The sequence below is a fragment of the Tepidibacter sp. Z1-5 genome, assembly GCF_037844525.1.
Classification (GTDB): Bacteria; Bacillota; Clostridia; order Peptostreptococcales; family Peptostreptococcaceae; genus Tepidibacter_A.
Genome location: NZ_JBBMMD010000074.1, coordinates 1 through 23,962, shown reverse-complemented (window position 1 = coordinate 23,962; position 23,962 = coordinate 1). Strand labels below are relative to the sequence as shown.

The following is a 23,962-nucleotide window of genomic DNA, read 5'->3' as shown; positions in this document are numbered from 1 at the left end:
TCTTCACTTAATTGTATCTTATAATAGTCATAATCATTTGGATGATGTATGTTTCCTTTAATTGTACCGGATTTGTCATTTAATACTGTTGCTTTTTCAAGAGAGTCATTATTTTCATAGTCATCCCCTATTGATGTACCTCTTTTTTTTCTTACTAAACTATCTATTTCTATATTAGTATTATTTACTATTACTGAAGAGTCTGTTATTTGTAGTTCTTTTTTTATTTCATGATTTTGATAAACCTCTTCTTTTACAATTTCTTTTTTAGTATTGCCTATTAGTTTCATTGAATCATTAAATTTCTTACTAATTACTTTTTCGTTATTTCTATCTTGGATATTTAAATTGTTTATTTTTGCTGTTTCTTTGATTGAATAATTAATAGTTTTTTCTAACTCTCTATCATAGTCAATACTCTCACTAACTATTGTAGCATCTGAATATGCTCATACTACGGTTTGAAATAACATAAAAAAAGTAATAATTAATGGTAAAAGCCTTCTAAAAAACTTATTCATTTTTAACTCCTTTCAGTATATTTTTTTAAGCCAACTTTTCTAAACGATAATTTATAAAATCATCTTAAAAACACCACCCTTTTGTTTATCTGGAATATCTTTTATATCCTTTAGGATAATTCAGCAAATTATATTTGTCTAATTTTGTAAAATCCCCAACTTCCATAATACCAATTTTTAGCAATTATAGTCAAGAAACTTTTATTCATATGGGGAATTCCAAGGTTACTATCATGAGAGAAAAACTCATTTTCTAATATTCACATGATTAATTTTATAAAATTAGGTATTTTGATAAATTACTAAAACTCAATATAACCATTGGTATAACTAGTTTATATATAGTTTCATGAAACCAATTTATAATTTTCGTTGTTTTAATTTATCAAAATTACAATTATAATACCAAATTGGCATCGAAAGAATAAATCATGAAAATTGTAGAACCAATCAGATGTAAATCTAAAATCAAAAATGTTAAAATGTATCTTAAAGAAAAAATTTAAGGTCATATGCAATGTTTGTTGTTGGAATAAATATTGCTCTTAGAATTACAGATCTTTTAAGCTTAAAATAGAAAGATGTTTTAAAAGAAAATACAAAAACTTTTAAAGATAAAAAAGCAGCCAAAACTACAGTAGTTGAAAAAAATGTAGGTACTCATTCTTTAAGTTATCTATAGGTAAAATATATAGTATGAAAAAGATATGGAGCTATCATACTTGGAAAAGTAGATTTAATCCAGCTATCATTATGGAGGTCCTAAATTACAGTAATTTAAACATGACTAAAAGGTATTTAGGTATAAAACAAGATTATGTAAATGAATTATATGATCAATTAAATATATAAATTTATAATAATAGGTTTATACTAAATCTTTTATATTGCAATAAAATCACAATATTTACTGATAAGAGAAATTGAGTTAGCCCCTGGTAACAGCTTCACTTTAACTACCCGCCATATAGAAACTATAAAAGAAAAATAAACAAAAAAAATGATAGGTAATATAACAAATAAACTCATTACCTATCATTTTAAAAATTTCATTTTGCTGTATAAAAATTCTGCTTTTTCACTAAAACTTTTTTTATCAGATATATGCCTTATTCTATTTGAATATATGAATCTTCCTTCTAAATATTTTAGCATCTTAGAATCCCAACTACCACATTTATTAACTAATCCAAGAGTTACGCTTGAATATATTCTTTCCCAATCTATATCACTCAATGAATATAGCAACAACATAGACAATGATTTTCCTTCTCTTTCAACTTCTATTAAGTTATATGTACTATTATTTTTCATAACCATTTTTCCAACTGTATATCTTCTTTTAGTCAATCCATCACTAATCCTTGAAAATTTCTTTCCTTTCTTGCCCTCTGGTAAATCTCTTATTATAACTTCAACACATTCTATATCCCATTTCTTTTCTAATAGCTTTAATATTTCAATGAATTCCTCTAATTCTCCCTTTACATCTACGTCATTTATATTTTTATACTCAAGTCCTTTAGCTCTATCTAATCCTCCTGTATCTGCTGTAGTTCTTAAATTATTATTTTCAACCTCATAAGTTTCAGTGTTATCATCCTCTTTAGTTCTTAACGTTCTTTTACCTTTTTTTCTTTTATGTATTTTAACATCATCAATATATGTATGCTTTGTTTTTAGTGTATTTATAAACTCTGAATCAGTATTCTTAGCTCCATCTATTTTAGTATCTAAGGTCTTATTATCAATTTCATTTAAATTGTTATATTTTCTAAGCTTAGGTTTACTACTTTGCCTTACCTCTTTAATATATTTTGAACTTATAGATACATTTCTAGCTTGTATTTTCTTATTTTTAACCTCTAATATTTCTAAGATTCTTACTGTCCCATTCCCCTCTCTTATCCTGGCTTTTATATTAAATTTCTTGAATAGAAAATCATACTTTATATTTCCTTCAAACCATAAATTCTTCCCCACTTGATTAAACATCCTTAATACATTTTCATTTGTTATAATCCATGCTAGATGTCTTACATACTCTGGATCTAGTAACTTTCTTTCATATTCATCAAAAAAATCTATATATAAATTCTTACTGTTATCATAATAGTAAATAAAATACTTATCAAGAGAATCTAATTCAACTATCCTATTCAATAAAAATCTATTTGTAGCTATAACAGCTCTTATTATCTCTAATGCAGGTATTCTATACTCTATTCCATTTTTATATCCAACGAATATATGTGTATGAACTTTTTTATTTATTCCCTTACTAGGTATTTTTAAAGAATCTTCTATTATTTCAAATTTCACATTACTTAAGTTAATATTCTTAGTAATATCATCACCTTTAGTTTCACTATTATTTAAATCCCCATTTACATAGTATTTCCCAAATGTTAAAAAATGAATAGAAGCCCAGTCTATACTGACTTTTTCTGAATTATTATTGCATTTAAAATATGCATCTATGATCCACTTATTCTCTAATTTATAGGGCTTATCTATCCAATAAAGCTTAGCCTCCTCACCTAATTTAAAAGGCCAATCCTTTTGATTTATCTTGCCTAGTCTTGTCCTACTAATGCTTATTCCCCCCCATCTATATACTGTTCAAGCTTAGTTTTGATTTTTTCAAAATCACTCGTTCTAATTCTTGATAGTTTCTGAATCTCCCATAATCTTATTCCTTCTTTACCTTCTAGCTTTTCATCTGCTATCAGCCTTGCTCTTCTTAGCTGAAATTCCTCTACAGATTCAAGAATATCATCTAAATATTCTTTTGTTCTTGGAAGCTTGTCTAGTTTTTTTTCAATAATAGTAAGTATCCCTGACTCCTTACATAGATTCCCCTTAGTTATTCTTATAGGCTTGTCTCTTAACAGCAGACTCTTATATTGTTCCTTTATAATATTCAATATTTCTATATCTCTTTTCTTCCAGTTAACTCTTTTATCACTTTTATAATCTATATTCTTCCTGGATATATTTTTAGGAAGTATTTCTAAAAGCCAAGCTTTATCATGTCTATAGAGATAAGTATATTCCTTTTTACAAAGCTCTCTTATTTGTGTTCTTGTATAACTAGAATTTTGATTTATAACAGTTAGTATATTTTCTTTATAGGCTTGTATATCTATACCTTTATTTTCTTTTTTATTATTCTTTTGCTTTTCTACTCTCATATTTGAAGTTTCATAGTAGTTTATTCCTAATTCCTTATCAAACTTTACAATAGTTTTAGGATCACAGTTCATTATTCTTGCTAATTCTCTAAGTCCATATTTACGCTCTAGTAGGTATTCCTTTAATGTCTCTTCCCATAATGATCCAAACTCCTTAATTCTTCCTATCTTATATCTATCACTTATAACCTTATCTGGACCTTTTCTTGAATATATAAAGCCACAATCGCATGTAAATGTTCCAATAGGTCGTCTAGTTTTATAATCCGTAGTTATTGTTAGTTCTGTTACTACATCATTTTTATAATGCCCTGCTATATAATTCAAGCATGGCCAAGGTGATTTTCCAAACGGATTATATTCATCTACCTCTGATTTAAAGAATTCCTTTATATCATCAACCAAAAAAATTATGAATAGTATATGTCTTATAGGATGTACTGTTCTCTTTGAATTTCTTGTTATAACCTTAAGCCAATTATATTCATTATCCTTATCTATGCTAGATTCCATTATTTCTAAGAATTCCACTCCATAATATTTAATAAATTCATCATATAATTCTCGTTGCTTTATCCTTTTGTTTGTTGTTACTAAACCTTTTGAATAAAGAATCTCTTTATATTTTTTAGTTATAGTATCTTTATTAAACTGATAAAGATTGTTGTTTAATATATAGTAAGCAGTTTTAGATATTTTTAATAGTTTTTCATAAATATCTTTATTTTCTTCATATTCAGCATTCAAATCTAGTAATTTTTCATTTAATCTTATGAACTCTAATCTGCTTGAATTTGTTCTATCTATTTTATATTTTTTTAATTTAGCTCCATTATGAGGACATACGAATACTCCTTGTAATTGATGCTCTCTATGGATATAAGCTTCTCCATATTTATTAATTTCTTCTTCAGAGCATAAGGGACAGTAATAAATTCCTTCTTTCTTACATACTGAACCTGCTAGTATACCTGTTTTAGCATATATCCCTTTTCCATCCTTATACTTCATGTCATTTATTAATTCTTCTCTTCTAGTTTTAGGGATAAATGGGGCATAAAAAGGAAATATAGTATGGTTATTTATAATATAATCAGCTGTATATTTTCCACCTAAATTATTTGCTACAGTATCTAAGCGAGCACATAATTCTATGCTTGGAATTACACTCTCATTTCTAAAAACCTCTCTTAATGTATCCTTGTAATCTATATTTCCAATGTAATAGTGATATCTTCCTATAGCTCCATATAAAAGCTCATTTTCATAAGGGTCTGTAAAAAAAGTAAGCATTCTCTATTCCACCTTTAAAAATTCCTCAACAGGATTTTTAATATATCCATTTTCTTTTAATATCTCATATACATGAATCTTTTTCTTTTTGGATAGCTCATATATATTTCTTAAATCCTTATCTTCATATAATCCATTATTAATCTTATTTTTAGCTTCCTTCTTTTTATCATTTATTTGTAAAGCTTTTTTTATGACCTCTGACTTAATAAGGTTATAATCATCATCTACAGCAAACTTATCAACAGTTTTTCTAATTAAATTCTCTAATTCATTTTCTGTAAGCCTATCAAATATCCCCATGTATTCATATCTATTATTAAATTTTCTGCTGTATTATTTCTTTTTAGTTTGAATAGCCGTTCTTCATTTTTAGCCATTTCTTTAATTTTGCCTGCTAACTGTAAACTATTTTTATGCTTAAAGGTTATGTCTTCTAGATTTATAGAAATATCCTCATATTTCATTATTTGTGATCTATTATTATTTCTAAGTGCCTTTATCATAGGCTGTATCATATGAAGATCTTCTTTAGAAGCCTTGTTTATAATTTGCTTAGTTATCTTTTCTTTATCTGTATTCAAAGCTCTTTCCTGTGCAAGTATAAATAGATTTACAGCAACAGAGGTTATTCCTTGGCACTCATCATAGAAAAATTCCTTCATTTCATGAGTTAGCTCAGTTTTGTTTTTAAGCCATTGAAATTCCCATAGAGTTTCTATAAAAAAGTCCCATTCATCGCTATTCTTAGTCATTCTATCCCATATAATATTGCCTTCGCTTCCCGCTCTTCTAGCTTGTCTAAAATCTCTTTTAAATATTTTAAGAGCTTTGAACGTTCCTATTAGTACAGTTGGTATTCCAACAGTATTAGTTAATGTTACGAAGAAGTTAAGCATTTCATCAGGGTCATTTTTTGCATTAATTAAATGTTGTATTTCATCTATTACTAAAACTCCTATTCCATACATACTTGCTAAGGATGTCATATGAAGCATCATGGAGGAGGTTATTCTATTTAGATATCCATACTTTTCAAGATATCTAGTCCCAAATAAATCATCTATAGCCTTAAAAAAACTCTTACAAAGAGTAGCAAGATTTCCATCGTATGGGCAATCAATTTTTAACCAAACTATTTGTGTTCTACTCAATAGTTTGCCATTGTATTCTTCATGTTTTATTATTTGTGGGTACATAAGTAATAATCTTTCTATCGCTGTAGTTTTGCCTATACCTGAAATTCCTATTATAGAAAGACTATCTGCTGTAGAGCGTATATGCTCCATATTTCTATTTAAAGCATCTTCTCTTTCTTCTTTCTTCACAGAATGTGCTTCATTCAATATCTTTAATCTTTCAAAGTAGGTTTTATCTAATGGATTTCTTGCTAAATATCCTCTTCTTATAATCGTTGATAACTTAGCTTCTATCAAAAAATGATCTGGTAATGGCTGTATGAAATTTTTTATCCTTTTTATCATATGGTGTCTTAAATTTCTATTTTTAGTTTTTTCTATATCTTGTATTATTGGATATCTAGTAAACTGCTCTAATACATTATCTTCTGAAAATATAGAAGGTAGGGCTTCTATAAATGGATTTTCAGCATATTCTATTAGCTCTTGTTCTTTATATTCTGCTGTTTCAACGTTTCCCTTTAGTAATGGAGTTATTTTATTTTTTTCCAAGACTCTCATCTCTTTTCTTTCTTATTTTATCCATTAAGCTACCATGTCTCGTATCCTTTTGCTCTTCCTTATTCTCATCATCTTTATTAAATTGCTTAACTATACCTTCTTTATTTTCTTCCTTTCCAATTTCGAAAGCTTCTTCTATTCTATTTAATTCCTTTTCCAATTGTCTGTTTTCTTTTATTCCCTTTATTTTCTTAGCTTTAGAAGTAGTTTCAGTAACAGTTCTATCCTTTTCCTTTTTAGCATTTTTAACTATATCCTCTATTTCCTTATCTAAATCTATATTGAACTGTGACTGTTTATTTGATTCCCAATCTATTAGCTCTTCCTTTAATTCCTCCTGGAATATTATCTCTTCAAGTAAGCAGCCCTTATATTGCTTACTTTTTTCTAGAAGATAACATATCTCATATCCTTTACCATCTTCATGTGGAATATATATCTTGTCTATATTTCTTGGGTCATATACTACTTCAAGCCATCTATGTTTAGACTTTACAAACCATTGCTCCTCCAATGCCTTTTTAGAACTATAATATAGCTTTTTAAATTTAAGACCAGCTCGTGATACGCTAGCCCTTCCCTTTGGCAATATGTTAAGTCTCATAATGTCTCTATCTATAACTCTAAGTCTTCCTTTTTTATTTTTAATTCCCCAATTCCATAGATTAATAGGTGTTGGAGTTAGCTCTTCTGATATCATTTCCTTATCTGTAGGATGGTTCACTTTTATTTTATGATTATTGTGTAAAATCATTTTTATATATATTTGAGTAAATTCCTCTAGCGTAAGGGTTGCATCTAATCTGTAATCTCTATCTCCTCTTTCTCTATACTCCTTTTGTATAGCTCCTGGGGTTTTATGTTTTATTTTCTCATTTGTTGTTCTAAAACTTCTTTCAACAATTCCTTTTAAATCCCCACGATAAGGAGATGTATTTTCTATTTTTATGTTTAAATTATTTATTAAATTCTCAACGGCATAGCCTTCAAACTCTCCTCTATCAGCTATTATTATTTCTGGCAGATGATGTGATGCCCACTGCTCATTAGTTATTTCTATTCCATACTTCTTACAAAATTCAATCTTATCAGCTATCATATTATCTAAAGCCATCATAGCTCCAAGCCAAGAAGGGCCTTCTAAGCCTACATATATACCTGTAACTAACCTTGAATATACATCTATAATTGCATATACAACAGGTCTTCCTATAATTCTATTTCTATTAAGTGAGCTTACTATATAAATATCTGCTATAGTTGCATCTATTTGAAATCTAGTTCCTGGTCCATTTGTTTCTATTGTGGAATTACTTAAGATAGGTCTGTTTTTTAAGTCGAATGATTTTCTACTTTCTCTAAGTGATATGTCTTTTTCTGTGTTTTCTAGTTTTTTAAACCAATAGTAGAATTGATGATATGTCGGTATTCTTGAATTATCCCATACTTTAAATCGCTCTTTTCCATCTTTATAATATCTATCTGAAAAGAATTCTCTAAGCATTGAGTTATATGTTTCTGTTAAGCTTAATTTTTCTTTTTTTCTATAAAATCTATTTATTGATATTTCAAATATTTTCTTTATATCTTGTGTTATGTTTATTCCCTTTACAGATTCTCCTTCATAATTAACCCTTCTCGGTCTTCCTATTTTTTCTTTATCCAAGGTTTTACTTTTTCCTTTTCCGCCTGAATTTATATAATCAGGAAGCAAAGCATTTTTATTCATTCCTCGTTGCCAAAATCTAGTTAAGATTCGTTTTAGTCTTATGGCTGTTATTCCTAAATTACTAGCTTCTTTCTTTAAGAATTCATTTCTTATTTTTTTATTCAATAATTCATCTTTATAATTATTCCAGATATTATTTATTAGCATCCAATCATTGTCTCTTTTTTCTTTTTGCTTTGTATTTAATGATTCCTCATCTATATTCTTTAAATATGGATCTATTATCTTTATTAGTAAATCATTTTCTAATTCAGCTTGTAACGATACTGCATCTACTTGCATAGGCATTGATGTATCTTTTTCTAAACTAATGATGTATGCTATATTAATATCTTCATCTTGAAATATAATCCTTATTCGTTCTCCTGTATTTACATTTTGAAGGACAGAATTTACTAAAATCATATAATCTTCATCTCCTTCTTAAGATTTTCTTCTTCTATATGTATATCTTTTACTTTAGATAAATCTAACTCTTCAAGTAAATTAATTCTTATGATTTTTCTTATAACTACATAATAAAAGATAGATAATCCTGTTCCACTTTTCAAGTTGAAATCTTGATCAAATAACTTAGATACTTTTCTTATGTCTACAGTTTCTCCTATTATTCTATCTAGGTAGGTTATCACTAAATCATCTACATCTTCTTTTTCTATCTCTATAAAACTATCTAACTCATATAAATCATTATATGGATACATATATAAAATATTTTGAGCTAACACTTTATCTATTTCATTTTCTGTAACAATTCCCCAATCAAACTCTTGTTTTTCCCAATATCTTCTCTCTATTTCAAATTTATCTAAAGTTCTTTTATTCATTAACTCATCTTGAGGCTTTATCGTTCTAGCTACATCTATATATTTTCCATTTTTATTTATAGTGACTAAAAAATCTGTAGTCATGACTATAGGTTCATTAGTCTTTGGATCAGTTGGGTGCTTTATTCCAAGCTCCTTTGCTATTAAAATAGTTTCTTCTAAAGGCAATAGTGGAAATTGCTCTCTAATATCAACTACATTATTTGAATACTCTAGGATATAAAAATAGTCTCTTTCCATATCTGAAAGAAACTCATGCTGTCTATTTGTCTTTATTCCCTTTAATCTTGTTGCTCTTCCTAAGGATGGCACATCCTGGACTAAAATCCAAGGCTTATATTCTTCTCCTATTCCTTGTCCTCTACCTTCCTTTATTAATCTTTCGATTTTATTTTCAGTTAGGCTTCTTTTTCTTTTTGCCATAAAAAAATCACCTCTTTAGAATATATTCTATCCTAAACGAGGTGATTTTATCAAAGTTTTTTATAAATTATCAAACTTTTTTATAAAATATCAATCTTTTTTATAAATCATCAAACTTTATTCTAAAGTCACAATAATTACATGCTCTAATTTATATATTATTCAACTGTAACAGACTTAGCTAAGTTTCTTGGCTTATCTACATCGCAACCTCTCTTAGTTGCAACATAATAAGAAAGTATTTGAAGTGGAACAACAGTTAATATACTAGATAACACATCATCAACCTCTGGTATATATATAACTCTATCTGCTGCTTTTTCTACCTCTTTATTACCTTCCTTAGCAAGAGCTATAACATAAGCCCCTCTTGCCTTAACTTCCTTCATATTAGAAACCATCTTCTCAAATAAGCTATCTTGAGTAGCAATAGATATAACTGGAGTATTCTCCTCTATTAAAGCTATAGGACCATGCTTTAACTCTCCTGCTGGGAAAGCCTCTGCATGAATATAAGATATCTCTTTTAATTTAAGAGCTCCCTCCATAGCAAGACAATAATCAAGACCTCTTCCTAAATAAAAAGCATCCTTTGAATCCTTTATTTCTTCAGCTATCTTCTCTATCTCATCAGAATTATCTATTATCTCCTGTACCTTATCTGATGTCTCGCCTAACTTAGATATCATATCTTTATATTCTTCCTTAGTTATAGTTCCTTTCTTGATTGCAAAATCAAGTGCTATCATATATAAAGAAACAAGTTGAGTTGTATAAGCCTTAGTAGATGCAACAGCTATCTCAGGTCCTGCCCAAGTATAGAATACATCATCAGCCTCTCTTGATACAGATGATCCTACAACATTTGTTATAGCAAGTATTCTTGCTCCCTTAGACTTAGCTTCCTTAAGAGCAGCTAAAGTGTCTGCTGTTTCTCCTGATTGACTTACAACTATTAATAGAGTATTCTCATCAACGAATGCATCTCTATATCTAAACTCAGAAGCTATATCAGTTTCTACAGGTATATTCGCGAATTTCTCTATAGCATGCTTTCCTACAAGTCCAGCATAGTAAGCTGTACCACAAGCAACTATATATACCTTATTTATATTATCAAGCTCAGCCTTAGTAAGCTTTATATCATCTAACTTTATATCACCATTTTCATCAAGTCTTCTATTTAAAGTCTCCTTGATTCCATTTGGTTGCTCATTTATCTCTTTTATCATAAAGTGATCAAATCCACCTTTTGATGCAGCTTCTATATCCCACTTTACATTATATATTTCTCTTTTTACTTCTTCTCTATCTTGATTAAATATCTTAACACCATCTTTAGTTAAGTGTACAACTTCTCCATTTTCTAAGAAATATACATCTCTTGTATATTTTAAAAGTGCTGGTATATCAGATGCTATAAAGTTTTCATTTTCTCCAAGACCTATAACTAATGGACTCTCATTTCTAACTGCAATCAACTCATCTGGATTATCCTTACATATTACACCTAAAGCATATGCTCCTCTTAACTTAGCCATAGCCTTATAAACAGCATCCAATAAATCTCCTTCATAATAGTAGTCTACTAAATGAGCTACAACCTCAGTGTCTGTCTCTGATTTAAATACTTTTCCCTCAGATATTAACCACTCTTTTAACTGCATATAGTTTTCTATTATTCCATTATGAACTACAGCTATAGTTGAATCCATATTCAAATGAGGATGAGAGTTAACATCTGATGGTGCTCCATGAGTTGCCCATCTTGTATGTCCTATACCAATATTAGATACCAAAGGATTTGCCTTTAAGTCATCTGCTAAAACAGAAAGTCTTCCCTTAAATTTTCTAACTGATAAACTATCTCCTGAGTTTACAGCACAACCTGCTGAGTCATAACCTCTGTACTCAAGTTTTGAAAGCCCTTCTATTAATACCTCTGTTGCTTGCCTATTTCCAATATAACCTACGATTCCACACATAATAAATAAACCTCCTTAAAATTTTAAAAAATTTAATATATTTAAGGAGAAAGGTCGTTTTGCTCAAGCCTTTTTTGTACATATAATCACTCATATGTTTTGTTAAGCTCTAACGATGGCAAAATCACCGCAGGGCACCCGCCGATAATCGATACTCCCTGACCTCGTCAACTAAATAAAATTTAGTCCTAGCGCTTTTCATAAAGTTTTAATTATCTTTAAAGGAGGCTTATATTTGTTACATACAGCCCCCTTATATTAAACTTTACTTATGATAATTTTGATTCTATAAGATTAGCAAGTTCACTCGCTAAACTGTGTAACTGACCTTCCTCTTTACCCTCAAGCATTACTCTAACTAATGGTTCAGTACCAGATGGTCTTATTAATACTCTACCTTCTCCATCTAGTATTTGTTCTATCTTATTAATTTCTTCTATAATTTGTTCATCTTTTAGATACATATCTTTGTTTTGATTTTTTACTTTTGCATTTATTAGCACCTGAGGATACTTAGACATTATACCACAAATGTCTGATAATGTCTTTTCTTCACTAACTAATACATTTGATAAGAATAATGAACTCAGTATTCCATCTCCAGTAGTTATATAATCTAAAAATATCATGTGGCCTGATTGCTCTCCACCTAGATTATATCCCTCTTTTATCATCTCTTCTAATACGTATCTATCCCCTACCTTAGTAGATACAGTCTTTATATTATTCTCCTTTGAAGCTATGTGAAGTCCTATATTACTCATAACAGTAACTACAAGTGTATCATTTTTTAACTTACCTTGTTCTTTTAAAAACTTAGCACATATAGCAAGAATATAATCTCCATCAACTATATTTCCTTTTTCATCAACTGCTATCAATCTGTCTGCATCTCCATCGTATGCAAGACCTATATCTGCACTATTTTTAACTACTTCCTCTTGAAGTGATTTAGGATGAGTTGATCCACAGTTTAAGTTTATGTTGCATCCATTAGGATTGTTATTGATAGCTATAACATTAGCTCCAAGTTCTTTGAATACTAAAGGTGCGGCTTCAAAAGCTGCTCCATTAGCACAATCAAGTACTACCTTTAAATTATTAAGGTCTACATCAATGATTGTCTTTAAATAATCTATATAATCCCTTACGGCATCATTTTTATCTAATTTAGTACCTACATTTTCACCTGTAGGACTATACTCTATTTTATTCATATCTTCTATTAATTGCTCTATTTCTAGTTCAATACTGTCATCTAGCTTATATCCATCTTTATTAAAGAACTTTATTCCATTGTATTCAACAGGATTATGAGATGCAGATATTACAACACCACAATCAGCATCATAAAACTTTGTTAAATATGCAACAGCTGGAGTTGGAACTACTCCCACACATACAACGTTTGCACCAACAGACATCATTCCAGCTATTAAAGAAGACTCTAGCATATCTCCCGATATTCTAGTATCTTTTCCTATTACAACTTTTATATCTTCTTTTCCCTTTGCAAGGACATATGCACCCGCTCTTCCTAATTTATATGCAAGATCATTTGTAAGTTCAGTATTTGCTACTCCTCTTACACCGTCTGTTCCAAAATATTTTCTCATCAAAAGCCTCCCCATGACTTTTTAAGTCATTAGTAATATATTCAAAATTCGTTTAGTCGCTACGCACTAACTCATGTCGCCAACGATCAGCTACGTTGCTCAAAAATAGTTGCAAGTGTAGCTCTTTCATCAATATTATCTATATTTTATAATCCCTTAGTATGTAAAAAAATAAGGGTATAAATACCCTTATTATATTATCATATCATATATTGAATTTTCAATAATAATGTTTTATTTATATAATGCTTTCCTTAAAACCCCTACCCTTTACTTCTTGTGTTTCATTTATAGTTATAAAAGCATTCTTATCATATTTTTCTACAATTTCTTTAAGTCTAGGTATTTCAACTGGGTTTATTATAGTGTATATAACTTTTGTGCTATTCTTTGAATAAGCTCCTTCTCCATTTAAAAAGGTTACTCCTCTTCCCATATCTTTCATTATATCTTTTGATATTTCCTCAGACTTATCAGATATAACCATAGCTGACTTTTTAACATCCATCATCAACTGTACTTTATCCACAACCTGATATCCTATATACATATTTATAAGAGTATACATAGCCTTTTGTATTCCAAATACAGCTCCTCCTATACTCACAATAACTAAATTAGCTCCCATAAGAGCTGTTCCTAAATTTATATTCCACTTTTTCTTAACAAGAGCTGCTATTATATCTGTACCACCTTGAGATCCTCTATTTCTAAATGTTATTGCCATTCCTATACCATTTAATAATCCCCCAAATACACAAGAAAGTATTAAATCATCCACAGCAATGTATGAACTTATATCATGAGTTATACCTATAAAGAATGAATATATCAACATATTAACAAGACTATACACAATAAAGTCTCTATCTAATTTCTTGAAAGCTATTAAAAATAGCGGTATGTTGACAAACAGAACAATCAAACCTATATTTAAGTTAAATATATAGTTAAGTATTATCGCTATTCCTCCTACACCTCCACTTAAAAGGTGATTTGGAGCTAAAAAACCATTAATCGCTACTGCACAAAATAAACTGCCTAATGATAAACTTAATATCCTAATCGAGGGATACATAATTTCATCTCCTTAAATTTTATATAATTTCATTTAGATTATACACCCTCATTTTTTATTATACAATCTATTTTATCTCATATGCATGTTTTTTTTCTTCAACTTCATATTTTGCAACTTTAGATTCATTCAAATATTCCCCTATGTTTTTTACATTTTCTTAGTTGTTGAAATAACTTAACTTAGGCCATTTTGTAAAAATAAGGGTAAAGCGTTCTTCTTTTATGAAAATTGAAGGATATTTTTAAGTAAAATCATAATTCCTCTTAAAATTTACTTTGTACTAACTAAGAGTCTCTATTGTATACAAAAAAAAGATTGCTAATAAAATTAGCAATCTTTTTATATAAACTACTTAATAGCAGCTGCTCCTTTTTCAAGAGCTGATTTATTAAGTGGTACAAATTTTTCTTTGCTTGGTCCGAAAACTTTCTTGAATGCTTCAAGAACAGAATCAACCTCAACAACTTTATTAATTTTAAGGTAAGCTCCAAGCATAACCATGTTAGCAACTTTTGCATTACCTAGTTCTAAAGCTAATTCATTAGCTGGTACATAGTAAACATCTACATCAGTTCTCTCTACCTTTTGATCTATTAAAGAGCTGTTTACAAGTATCTTTCCACCCGGAACAACATCTTTCTCAAATTTAACAAGAGATGGTAAGTTCATAACTATAGCAGTAGTTGCATCATCAGTTATGATAGGTGATCCTACTGGAGTAGATGATACTGTAACTGCACAGTTAGCTGTACCTCCACGCATTTCTGGTCCATAAGATGGAAGCCAAGAAACCTCTTTATTTTCAAGCATTCCTGCATAAGTCATTAACATACCCATAGACATAACACCTTGTCCACCGAATCCTGCACATATTATTCTTTCTGTTGACATATTATTTCGCCTCCTCTGGGTTTCTTAAGTTACCTAATTGGTAGTAAGGTATCATATTTTCTTCTAACCACTTAAGAGCATCTACTGGATGTAATCCCCAGTTAGTTGGACAAGTTGATAGTACTTCTACTATACCAAATCCTTTTCCTTCTAATTGAACTTCAAAAGCTCTTTTTATAGCTTTTTTAGCTTTTCTTACGTTTGCTGGGTTGTTAACTGCTACTCTTTCTACGAATGCTGCTCCGTGTAAAGTAGCTAACATTTCAGACATTTTTATTGGCATACCAGCGTGTTCTACATCTCTTCCTAAAGGAGCAGTTGTAGCTTTTTGTCCTGGTAAAGTTGTAGGAGCCATTTGTCCTCCAGTCATACCGTATATAGCATTGTTTACAAATATAGTAGTTATTTTCTCTCCTCTTGCAGCAGCGTGAACTATTTCAGCTGCTCCAATTGAACAAAGGTCTCCGTCTCCTTGGTATGTAAAAACTACTTTATCAGGTTGAACTCTCTTGATTCCTGTTGCAACAGCAGGTGCTCTACCATGAGAAGCCTCATGCATATCACAATTGAAGTAATCATATGCAAGTACTGAACAACCAACTGGAGCAACACCTATAGCTTTTCCTAATACTCCTAATTCATCTAAAACTTCTGCTGTTAATCTGTGGATTATACCATGAGTACATCCAGGACAGTAGTGAGTTTGCTTATCTGTTAAACCTTCAGTTTTTTTGAATACAACTGCCATTATTTCGCACCTCCTATTACTTCCATAGCTTTATCCATAATTTCTCCTGGAGTAGGTATCATTCCACCTGTTCTTCCGAAGAAGTCAATTGGTAATCTTCCTTCATTAGCTATTTTAACATCATCTATCATTTGACCTGTACTCATCTCAACTACTAATAAGTTCTTAGCAGCAGGGATTTCATTGAAAGCTTTGTTAGGGAAAGGCCATAAAGTTATTGGTCTTATAAGACCTGCTTTTATTCCTTGCTCTCTTAAAGCTTCTACAGTATTCTTAACTATTCTTGAAGTTGTTCCGTAAGCTACGAATACAAGATCAGCATCTTCAGTCTTGTACATTTCGTACTTAACTTCGTTTTCTTCTATTTCTTTGTACTTTCTATCTAACTTGAAGCAGTGATCTTCAAGAGCTTGAGGGTCTAGGAATAAAGAGTTTATTATATTTGGTTTTCTTTCTCCATTAGTTCCTGTTGTAGCCCAATCCTTCTTAGGTAAATCTCTCTTTTTAGGAGCTTTAAATTCAACTGGCTCCATCATTTGTCCTATCATACCGTCAGCTACTACCATAACAGGTGTTCTATAGTAATCAGCAACTTCGAAAGCTTCCATTACCATATCAACTGCTTCTTGAATTGAAGCTGGTGCGTAAACTGGAGTTCTGTAGTCTCCGTTTCCTCCTCCTCTTGTTGACATGAAATAGTCAGCTTGTGAAGGTTGGATTCCACCAAGACCTGGGCCCCCTCTCATCATGTTTACTATAACTGCTGGAAGCTCAGCTCCTGCTATGTATGTAATTCCTTCTTGCTTTAAAGCGATTCCTGGTGAAGAAGATGATGTCATTACTCTAGCTCCACATCCTGCTCCTCCGTATATCATATTTATAGCAGATACTTCTGATTCTGCTTGAACAAATACTCCATCATTTTTAGGTAATTCTTTTGCCATATACTCTGGTATCTCATTTTGAGGTGTTATTGGGTATCCGAAGAAATATTTACATCCAGCTTCTATAGCTGCTTTCGCTACAGCTTCGTTACCTTTCATTAAAACCTTAGCCATATTCTTTCCCTCCTTAAATTTTATATTAATTAGTCTCTCTCTACACTGATTACTGCATCTGGACACATAAGTGCACAACTTGCACATCCTACACATTTATCCATTTCTTTTACTGTCGCAGGGTGGTATCCTTTTTTGTTTATGTGTTCTTTGTCCATAACAACTATTTTAACTGGACAAACTGTTGTGCAAAGCTCGCATCCTTTACATCTATCTTGGTCAAAATGCACTCTACCTTTAGCCATTTCAAACCCTCCTTAATATATTTTTAATTTAGAAACAATATATTATAAGTCTTTGTAAAGAGAGCTTAGAGCTCTCTTTTAGACTAATAAACTACATCCAAGATTCTCTCATATACATCTTTATAGGGAATATTTCCCCTTCGATGTCTTTCGGAAGATCTTTTACTATGCTTTCAAGACAAACTACGTACTTTATAGGTATATTAGTTTCTTTAGAAACTTCTTTAACAAGTTCTTGACCTTTTAATACATCCTCTACAGTAGTTTCTCTAACTAAGTGAGTGTTATTTATAAGACCTGTAACCTTACACTTAGAAGCTTCTTCTATCTTTCTTATATGATCTATCACTTTTTCAAGTGTACATGATTCTTCTCTATTAGCGTTTACAACACAGAACATATCGTATTCTTTGCCTTCGAGAATATGTGCAAATCTACCTACAACCTTTGCTCCTATAAAATCTCCACCTACATCCATTACATAGTTGTAAGTTTCATCTTGAATAGGTGACATAACCTCTGCTGATACAGCTGGTACATCTACTGCAGTTGCTCTTGCAGAAGAGTCTATAGGTCTTATTTTATTTTCAATTAGCATATCTCTTTTTTCTCTTGTTCTAAAGTATACATTTACAATGTCAAGATCTGCTATTGCTATATTACCTTCTACTTCTTGTCTTAACTTCATTACATAATTCATAGAGAATTCAGTTTTACCACTACCATAATGTCCTATTATGATTCTTATTCTCTTATCATCTTTTATCATTCTCTCACCTACTTAGTAAGTCTTCGCTTCCTCTTCACCTTTAAGAACTCTAAGTCCTCCTTGAGCTAAAGCTGTCATTTCATCTTCACCAGCATACACTTTAATATCTCCAATAAAAGAAATTCTTTCTTTAATCCACTCTACCATCATCTTTGAGTAAGCTATACCACCAGTTAATACAATAGCATCAACTTTACCCTTAAGTACAGTAGCACATGCTCCTATTTCTTTTGCTACTTGATATGCCATAGCTTGGTATATAAGCTTAGCCTTTTCATTTCCTTCTTCTATCATGGCTTCAACTTCTCTAGCATCATTAGTTCCTAAGTATGCTACTATTCCACCATTTCCTTTTATCTTTTTCTTTATATCATCTAACGTGTATTTTCCAGAAAAACACATTTTAGCTAAATCTCCAACTGGAAGTCCACCTGTTCTCTCTGGAGAGAATGGTCCTTCTCCATCAAGTGCATTTGCAACATCTATAACTCTACCATTTTCGTGAGCTCCAACAGATACTCCACCTCCAAGGTGAGCTACTATTACATTTATTTCTTCATACTTCTTACCAAGTTCATCAGCTGCTCTTCTAGCTGTAGCTTTTTGATTTAAAGCATGGAATATACTTTTTCTTTCAAGTTCTGGCATACCAGATATTCTAGCAACATCTTGAAGTTCATCAACAACAACAGGATCTACTATGAATGATGGAACGTCTATTTTATCACCTATTTCTTTTGCGATTATTCCACCTAAGTTTGATGCATGTTCTCCTGAAACTCCAACTTTTAAGTCTTCTATCATGCTTTCAGAAACTAAATAAGTTCCTCCATCTATAGGCTTTAAAAGTCCTCCTCTTCCAACTATTGCATCTAAATCTTCTATTTTAACTCCATTTTCACTTACAGCTTCTTCTATTACACTTTTTCTAAAATCAAGTTGGTCTGATATCTTTTCATATTGACCTATCTCTTCAGCAGAATGTCTTAATGTTTTTTCAAATACTAGTTCTTCACCTGCATATACAGCAATCTTAGTAGAAGTTGAACCCGGGTTTATAGCAAGAATTTTAAAATTTTTACTCATGGAATTTATTCTCTCCTTAATAAATATATTTGTTTATATTATTTTTTATATATATTAATTATCCTATTTTAGAAGCTGTTAAAACAGCAAGTGCTATTGAGTTTAATTTAGTCTCTTCATTGTCCGCTCTTGATGTTAATATTATTGGAGCCTTAGCACCAACTATAACTCCTGCATTCTTAGACTCTCCAAAGAATACCATAGATTTGTAAAGTATATTACCAGCTTCAATATCTGGTGCTAGTAGTATATCAGCGTTTCCAGCTACAGGATGATCTATTCCTTTGTGTTTAGCAGCTTCTACAGATACCGCATTATCAAGAGCAAAAGGTCCTCCAACTATACATCCAGTAAGTTCTCCTCTTTTGTTCATCTCTTCTAATTCTTTAGCATCTACTGTATCTGGCATTTTAGGGTTAACTTTTTCTTTTGCACAAAGAGCAGCTACCTTAGGCTCTTTTATGTCTAGTGCATGTGCTATTTGGCAAGCGTTTTCTATTATCTGCTTCTTAGTATTTAAATCAGGAGCTAAGTTCATAGCTGCATCTGTTACAAAGAATAATCTATCATAAGCTTTTAAATCAAACACTGCGACATGACTTAAAACACTTCCTGTTCTAAGACCTATTTCTTTATCTAAAACAGCTTTTAATATTATTGAAGTATCTACTAACCCCTTCATAACCATATGAGCTTTTCCAGTTGAAACTAATTCTACAGCTTTTCTAGAAGCTAAACTTAGGTCCGCTTCTTCTATTAACTCATAGTTATTTAAGTCTATATTAATTTCTTGTGCTATCTTCTTAGTTTTTTCCATGTCTCCGACAAGTATAGCATTAGCTATCCCTTCTTTTCTAGCCATCTCAACAGCCATTAAAACTTCTTTATCTTGAGAACAAGCTACAGATATCGTTTTAGGTCCTCTTTCTTTAGCAAATTTAATTACTTCTTGAAAATTTCTCATTAGAATTCCACCTCTTCTTCGTATATTTTAGCTTTTTCTTCACCATTTATAACTCTTAATGCCCCTTCATTTAAAGCCATCATTTCATCTTCACCGGGCTCAACTATCACAGGTGCAATAAAATCTATCATATTTTTTATATAATCTATTAAATACTCAGAGTACGCAAGTCCTCCAGTAATTACTATTGTTTTTACATCTCCGTTTAATACTGTTGCCATAGATCCTATTTCTTTTGCTATTTGATATCCCATCGCTTCGAATATAAGTTTTGCCTTTTCGTCACCTTCATTTATCCGCTTTGTAACTTCTCTAGCATCATTGGTGTTAAGGTATCCTACAAGTCCACCTTTGCCTTTAAGCTTAGATTTGATTTCCTTGTAAGTATATTTTCTTGAAAAACATAATTTAGCTAAATCTCCAACTGGAAGTCCGCCCGTTCTTTCCGGAGAGAATGGTCCCATCTCATTTGCATTATTATAATCTACTGACTTTCCTTTTCTTAAAGGGGCAACGCTTATTCCTCCTCCAAGATGAGCTACTATCATGTTTATATCTTCAAAGCTTTCACCAAGTTTTGTTGCAACTCGTCTTCCAACAGCCTTTATATTTAACGCATGTCCTAAAGATCTTCTATTGATTTCAGGTATTCCAGATATTCTAGCAATTTCCTCAAATTCATCTACTGCAACTGGGTCTACTATAAAGCTTGGTATATTTTGCTCATCAGCTATTGATTTTGCTATTATTCCACCTAAGTTTGATGCATGTTCTCCTTGAACACCTAATTTTAAATCATCGATCATCTTAGGCGTAACTTTATATGTACCACCCGGCATCGGTCTTAACAACCCACCTCTACCAACTACAGCTATAAGATTTTCACATGTATAACCTTCTTCTTTTAACCAGTCTATTATAATTTCTTTTCTCATTTCAAACTGACCTGCTATTTTGTCATATTTTTCTAGTTTTTCTATTGAATGAGTTAGATTTTTTTGGATAACGTTTTCATTCCCTTTGAATAAAGCCACTTTTGTCGAAGTTGAACCTGGATTAATAACAAGAACATAATTCTTTAACACAGTATCACCCCATAAGAAATTTTTCTCTACGTATATTATGATATATTGAAATAAAAAAAAATGCAATAATAATTGCAATATCATTTAGCAATTTTTTTGCATTTTTTTTAATAACTATTCACCTATTACAACGTATTCAGGAGAAATTTGTACATTTTCAACCTCATCAAGTACATTGTATTTTATTCTAAATTTTGAAGGATGAGTATCCTTTTCTTGCATATTGATAAATAATTGTATATCTTTTTCAGTTATATCTTTCCCGTTTTCTTCTGTATATGTAACTTTCACATTTATATCATCAGGTAAATTGTTTTTTGAAATATCTAAATTGTGTATGTTGTCTTTGTATTCGATTCTTTTTGATGGTATCGTTAAATTTTTACTTATCAGTTTAGCAACTTTAAAACTTACATTTACACTTTTTATATCACTATTTATATTTTGCGGAATATTTATATTGAGATTTATATTTTTGTTTTCTTTTAAATTAGATATATCTATTTCCTGTGTATATATTTCATTTACAGCCTCTATTTCGTCTATTTTTCCAGTTATATTTATATTTTTTGAATTCAACTCATAGCCCAACAGTTTATATCCTTCCCCAAGTTCACCTTTTAAATTCAAAATTAAAGGTATTTTTTTAGTTTTAGTAAACCCTATATCAACATATGTATACTGATCCTTTATATTCACGCCTTCTACTGTTTTACCATTTTTATCTACAGGTATTATTTGAGCCTTCGAATTAAAATTTTTGCTCTTATTTTTTAAGTCCACTTTGCATACCAGCTTGTCTACATTTTCAACAAGACTCTTAGGACCTTCTATAAATGTACTTTTCGGCGAATACGATATTTCATCCACTTTCAAATCTTTATTTGATCCATTTATAGTTTTAATTACTATTTCTTTTTTAGTGTATATACTTTTTTCAATATTCAAACTTATATTATTAGGCATAATCGTATAACTTATATTGCTAGGTACATCTAAATCTAAGTCCAATTTATTTACACCTATTTTAGGAGGCTTTAAATTTGTATTTATATATAAATCATTTTTTTGAATTTGTTTTATTAAAGATCTTCTACCTCTTAGTATTATCTTTGCATTCAAATCAGGTTCTGGATATAATACCATATCATTTTCTTGTAATATATTTATATTATTAATTTTTATTGGTATTTGATCATAATCTTTCAGTATTATAGGATCTACCTCTGCCATTACATATATCCACATGAAAAAGGCGAAAAATATAGATATTGTCTTTATTTTTAAGTTTCTTTTAAAAATATCTATCATTTAAAAAATACACCTCTTTTAAAAATCCTTTTATTTTCTCCCTGTTTTTTGAAGTTTTGATTCAGTATGTTTTTTATGTATTCTTTCGATATAGATTTGTATAATTTACCATTTTCTGCTATCGATACCATTCCAGTTTCTTCAGATACTATTATCGATATACAGTCTGATCTTTCACTTATACCTATACCCGCTCTGTGTCTAGTTCCTAATTCTTTATTTACATACTTACTATCTGTAAGAGGCAAAAAACAACCTGCTGCTCTTACTCTATTATTCTTTATTACCAAAGCTCCATCATGAAGTGGAGTATTTGGAATGAATATATTTATTAAAATTTGTCTTGTTATTTTAGCATTTATAATGGTTCCCGTCTGAATTATATCGTTTATTCCAGTTTCTCTTTCTATTATTATTAAAGCTCCTATTTTTTGTCTTGATAAAGAATATATAGCTTCTATTAGCTCTTCTATTATTTCATCTATATTTTCTTCATCAAATTCACCTATAGGCTTTGATATAAATTTGGTTCTACCTATATATTCAAGCGCTCTTCTGAGTTCAGGTTGAAATACTATAAGTATTGCTATTACTCCTATAGATATAGTATTCTCTAATACCCAATGTACAACATGCAACTGTAAAAGTTCACTTAATTTAGTAGCTACTAAAAGTACAAATATACCTTTTATTAATTGTTCTGCACTAGTTTCTTTTATTAACATATATAGTTTATAAAATACATACGCTACTATACTTATATCTATTATATCTAAGATAGTTATATTCATTATGATATCTTTTATATCCCACAATTTAGTAACCTCCTATAATATTTGTTATTATATATTATTTTACGGATTAATTATTTCATACATCGAGAAATAATTCAATAAGCAAAGTAGATATATTTTATAATATAAGCACAAAGTATTATTTAAATTTTTTACTTATCAATTTTATCTGCAAGTTGAAAACAGTGTGATTTCAAAAAAGCTTAATCATCCAAATGATTAAGCTTTTCTGAAATGGCGTACCTGCAGGGATTCGAACCCCGGACACGTGGCTTAGAAGGCCACTGCTCTATCCAACTGAGCTACAGGTACATATTAAATTGGTGCGGGTGGAGGGACTTGAACCCCCACGCTGAAAGCGCTAGATCCTAAGTCTAGTGCGTCTGCCAATTCCGCCACACCCGCATGTGTGGAGCTAGTGATAGGAATCGAACCTACAACCTGCTGATTACAAGTCAGCTGCTCTACCGTTGAGCCACACTAGCATATTTGATTTGTCACATAATAAAAACCCACAGATACTTTACATCAATGAGCTTATTCTTTAAATTATTTGGCGACCTGGAAGGGACTCGAACCCTCGACCTCCAGCGTGACAGGCTGGCATTCTAACCAACTGAACTACCAGGCCAAATAATTGGT

20 protein-coding genes and 4 tRNA genes are annotated in these 23,962 nt (G+C 30.5%); all 24 read right to left on the bottom strand.

The annotated features are described in order from the left end of the window. A partial coding sequence (locus tag WJW32_RS13230; protein ID WP_340259103.1) for a hypothetical protein occupies nt 1–290 on the bottom strand: 290 nt, incomplete at its 3' end. A 1,266-nt stretch (nt 291–1,556) separates the two neighbouring features. After that, entirely contained in the window at nt 1,557–2,843 is a 1,287-nt protein-coding gene (locus WJW32_RS13225) for a Tn7-like element transposition protein TnsE (RefSeq protein WP_340259101.1), read from the bottom strand. A gap of 275 nt (nt 2,844–3,118) precedes the next feature. Next, complete coding sequence (locus WJW32_RS13220) at nt 3,119–5,008, bottom strand: TnsD family Tn7-like transposition protein (protein ID WP_340259099.1); 1,890 nt, start codon at nt 5,006–5,008, stop codon at nt 3,119–3,121. A 3-nt stretch (nt 5,009–5,011) separates the two neighbouring features. Continuing rightward, nucleotides 5,012–5,311: a hypothetical protein gene (locus WJW32_RS13215; RefSeq protein ID WP_340259097.1), complete on the bottom strand. Its 300-nt coding sequence runs from the start codon at nt 5,309–5,311 to the stop codon at nt 5,012–5,014. After that, complete coding sequence (locus WJW32_RS13210) at nt 5,275–6,699, bottom strand: ATP-binding protein (RefSeq protein WP_340259095.1); 1,425 nt, start codon at nt 6,697–6,699, stop codon at nt 5,275–5,277. The genes WJW32_RS13215 and WJW32_RS13210 overlap by 37 nt, the downstream gene beginning before the upstream one ends. After that, nucleotides 6,686–8,842 carry a Mu transposase C-terminal domain-containing protein gene (locus WJW32_RS13205; protein ID WP_340259093.1) on the bottom strand — a complete coding sequence of 719 codons (2,157 nt, stop codon included), beginning with the start codon at nt 8,840–8,842 and terminating at the stop codon, nt 6,686–6,688. Before WJW32_RS13205 ends, WJW32_RS13210 begins: the two co-directional genes overlap by 14 nt. After that, complete coding sequence (locus tag WJW32_RS13200; RefSeq protein ID WP_340259090.1) at nt 8,839–9,687, bottom strand: TnsA endonuclease N-terminal domain-containing protein; 849 nt, start codon at nt 9,685–9,687, stop codon at nt 8,839–8,841. Before WJW32_RS13200 ends, WJW32_RS13205 begins: the two co-directional genes overlap by 4 nt. Nucleotides 9,688–9,845: 158 nt before the next feature. Next, a complete protein-coding gene (gene glmS / locus WJW32_RS13195; protein ID WP_340259088.1) occupies nt 9,846–11,672 on the bottom strand; it encodes a glutamine--fructose-6-phosphate transaminase (isomerizing) in 1,827 nt (608 codons plus the stop codon). A 269-nt stretch (nt 11,673–11,941) separates the two neighbouring features. Beyond that, the gene (gene glmM, locus WJW32_RS13190; protein WP_340259086.1) at nt 11,942–13,288 is read right to left on the bottom strand and encodes a phosphoglucosamine mutase; all 1,347 of its coding nucleotides are present in this window, start codon (nt 13,286–13,288) and stop codon (nt 11,942–11,944) included. Between the two features lie 238 nt (nt 13,289–13,526). Continuing rightward, nucleotides 13,527–14,366: a YitT family protein gene (locus tag WJW32_RS13185; protein WP_340259084.1), complete on the bottom strand. Its 840-nt coding sequence runs from the start codon at nt 14,364–14,366 to the stop codon at nt 13,527–13,529. 351 nt (nt 14,367–14,717) lie between these two features. Further along, nucleotides 14,718–15,260 (bottom strand): 2-oxoacid:acceptor oxidoreductase family protein, encoded by a 543-nt coding sequence (locus WJW32_RS13180; RefSeq protein ID WP_340259081.1) that lies wholly within the window; start codon nt 15,258–15,260, stop codon nt 14,718–14,720. Between the two features lies 1 nt (nt 15,261). After that, complete coding sequence (locus tag WJW32_RS13175; RefSeq protein WP_340259079.1) at nt 15,262–16,008, bottom strand: thiamine pyrophosphate-dependent enzyme; 747 nt, start codon at nt 16,006–16,008, stop codon at nt 15,262–15,264. Beyond that, nucleotides 16,008–17,066: a 3-methyl-2-oxobutanoate dehydrogenase subunit VorB gene (locus WJW32_RS13170; RefSeq protein WP_340259077.1), complete on the bottom strand. Its 1,059-nt coding sequence runs from the start codon at nt 17,064–17,066 to the stop codon at nt 16,008–16,010. The genes WJW32_RS13175 and WJW32_RS13170 overlap by 1 nt, the downstream gene beginning before the upstream one ends. A gap of 29 nt (nt 17,067–17,095) precedes the next feature. Further along, on the bottom strand, nt 17,096–17,311 hold the full coding sequence (locus WJW32_RS13165; protein WP_340259075.1) for a 4Fe-4S dicluster domain-containing protein: 216 nt from the start codon (nt 17,309–17,311) through the stop codon (nt 17,096–17,098). A 91-nt stretch (nt 17,312–17,402) separates the two neighbouring features. Beyond that, nucleotides 17,403–18,080, bottom strand: coding sequence for an ATP-binding protein (locus WJW32_RS13160; RefSeq protein WP_340259073.1), 678 nt, complete (start codon nt 18,078–18,080; stop codon nt 17,403–17,405). 12 nt (nt 18,081–18,092) lie between these two features. Further along, complete coding sequence (buk, locus tag WJW32_RS13155; protein ID WP_340259071.1) at nt 18,093–19,166, bottom strand: butyrate kinase; 1,074 nt, start codon at nt 19,164–19,166, stop codon at nt 18,093–18,095. A 58-nt stretch (nt 19,167–19,224) separates the two neighbouring features. Further along, nucleotides 19,225–20,130, bottom strand: coding sequence for a phosphate butyryltransferase (ptb, locus tag WJW32_RS13150; protein WP_340259069.1), 906 nt, complete (start codon nt 20,128–20,130; stop codon nt 19,225–19,227). Further along, entirely contained in the window at nt 20,130–21,215 is a 1,086-nt protein-coding gene (gene buk, locus WJW32_RS13145) for a butyrate kinase (RefSeq protein ID WP_340259067.1), read from the bottom strand. The genes ptb and buk (WJW32_RS13145) overlap by 1 nt, the downstream gene beginning before the upstream one ends. Nucleotides 21,216–21,329: 114 nt before the next feature. Continuing rightward, nucleotides 21,330–22,526: a CdaR family protein gene (locus WJW32_RS13140; protein WP_340259065.1), complete on the bottom strand. Its 1,197-nt coding sequence runs from the start codon at nt 22,524–22,526 to the stop codon at nt 21,330–21,332. Continuing rightward, nucleotides 22,523–23,341, bottom strand: a complete 819-nt coding sequence (gene cdaA / locus WJW32_RS13135) for a diadenylate cyclase CdaA (protein ID WP_340259063.1) — start codon at nt 23,339–23,341, stop codon at nt 22,523–22,525. Before cdaA ends, WJW32_RS13140 begins: the two co-directional genes overlap by 4 nt. 214 nt (nt 23,342–23,555) lie before the next feature. Then, nucleotides 23,556–23,632, bottom strand: a tRNA-Arg gene (locus WJW32_RS13130). A 9-nt stretch (nt 23,633–23,641) separates the two neighbouring features. Next, nucleotides 23,642–23,725 (bottom strand) — tRNA-Leu (locus tag WJW32_RS13125). A gap of 5 nt (nt 23,726–23,730) precedes the next feature. Continuing rightward, nucleotides 23,731–23,805, bottom strand: a tRNA-Thr gene (locus WJW32_RS13120). 69 nt (nt 23,806–23,874) lie between these two features. Further along, nucleotides 23,875–23,951: transfer RNA gene (locus tag WJW32_RS13115), tRNA-Asp, on the bottom strand. Between the last annotated feature and the right edge of the window lie 11 nt (nt 23,952–23,962).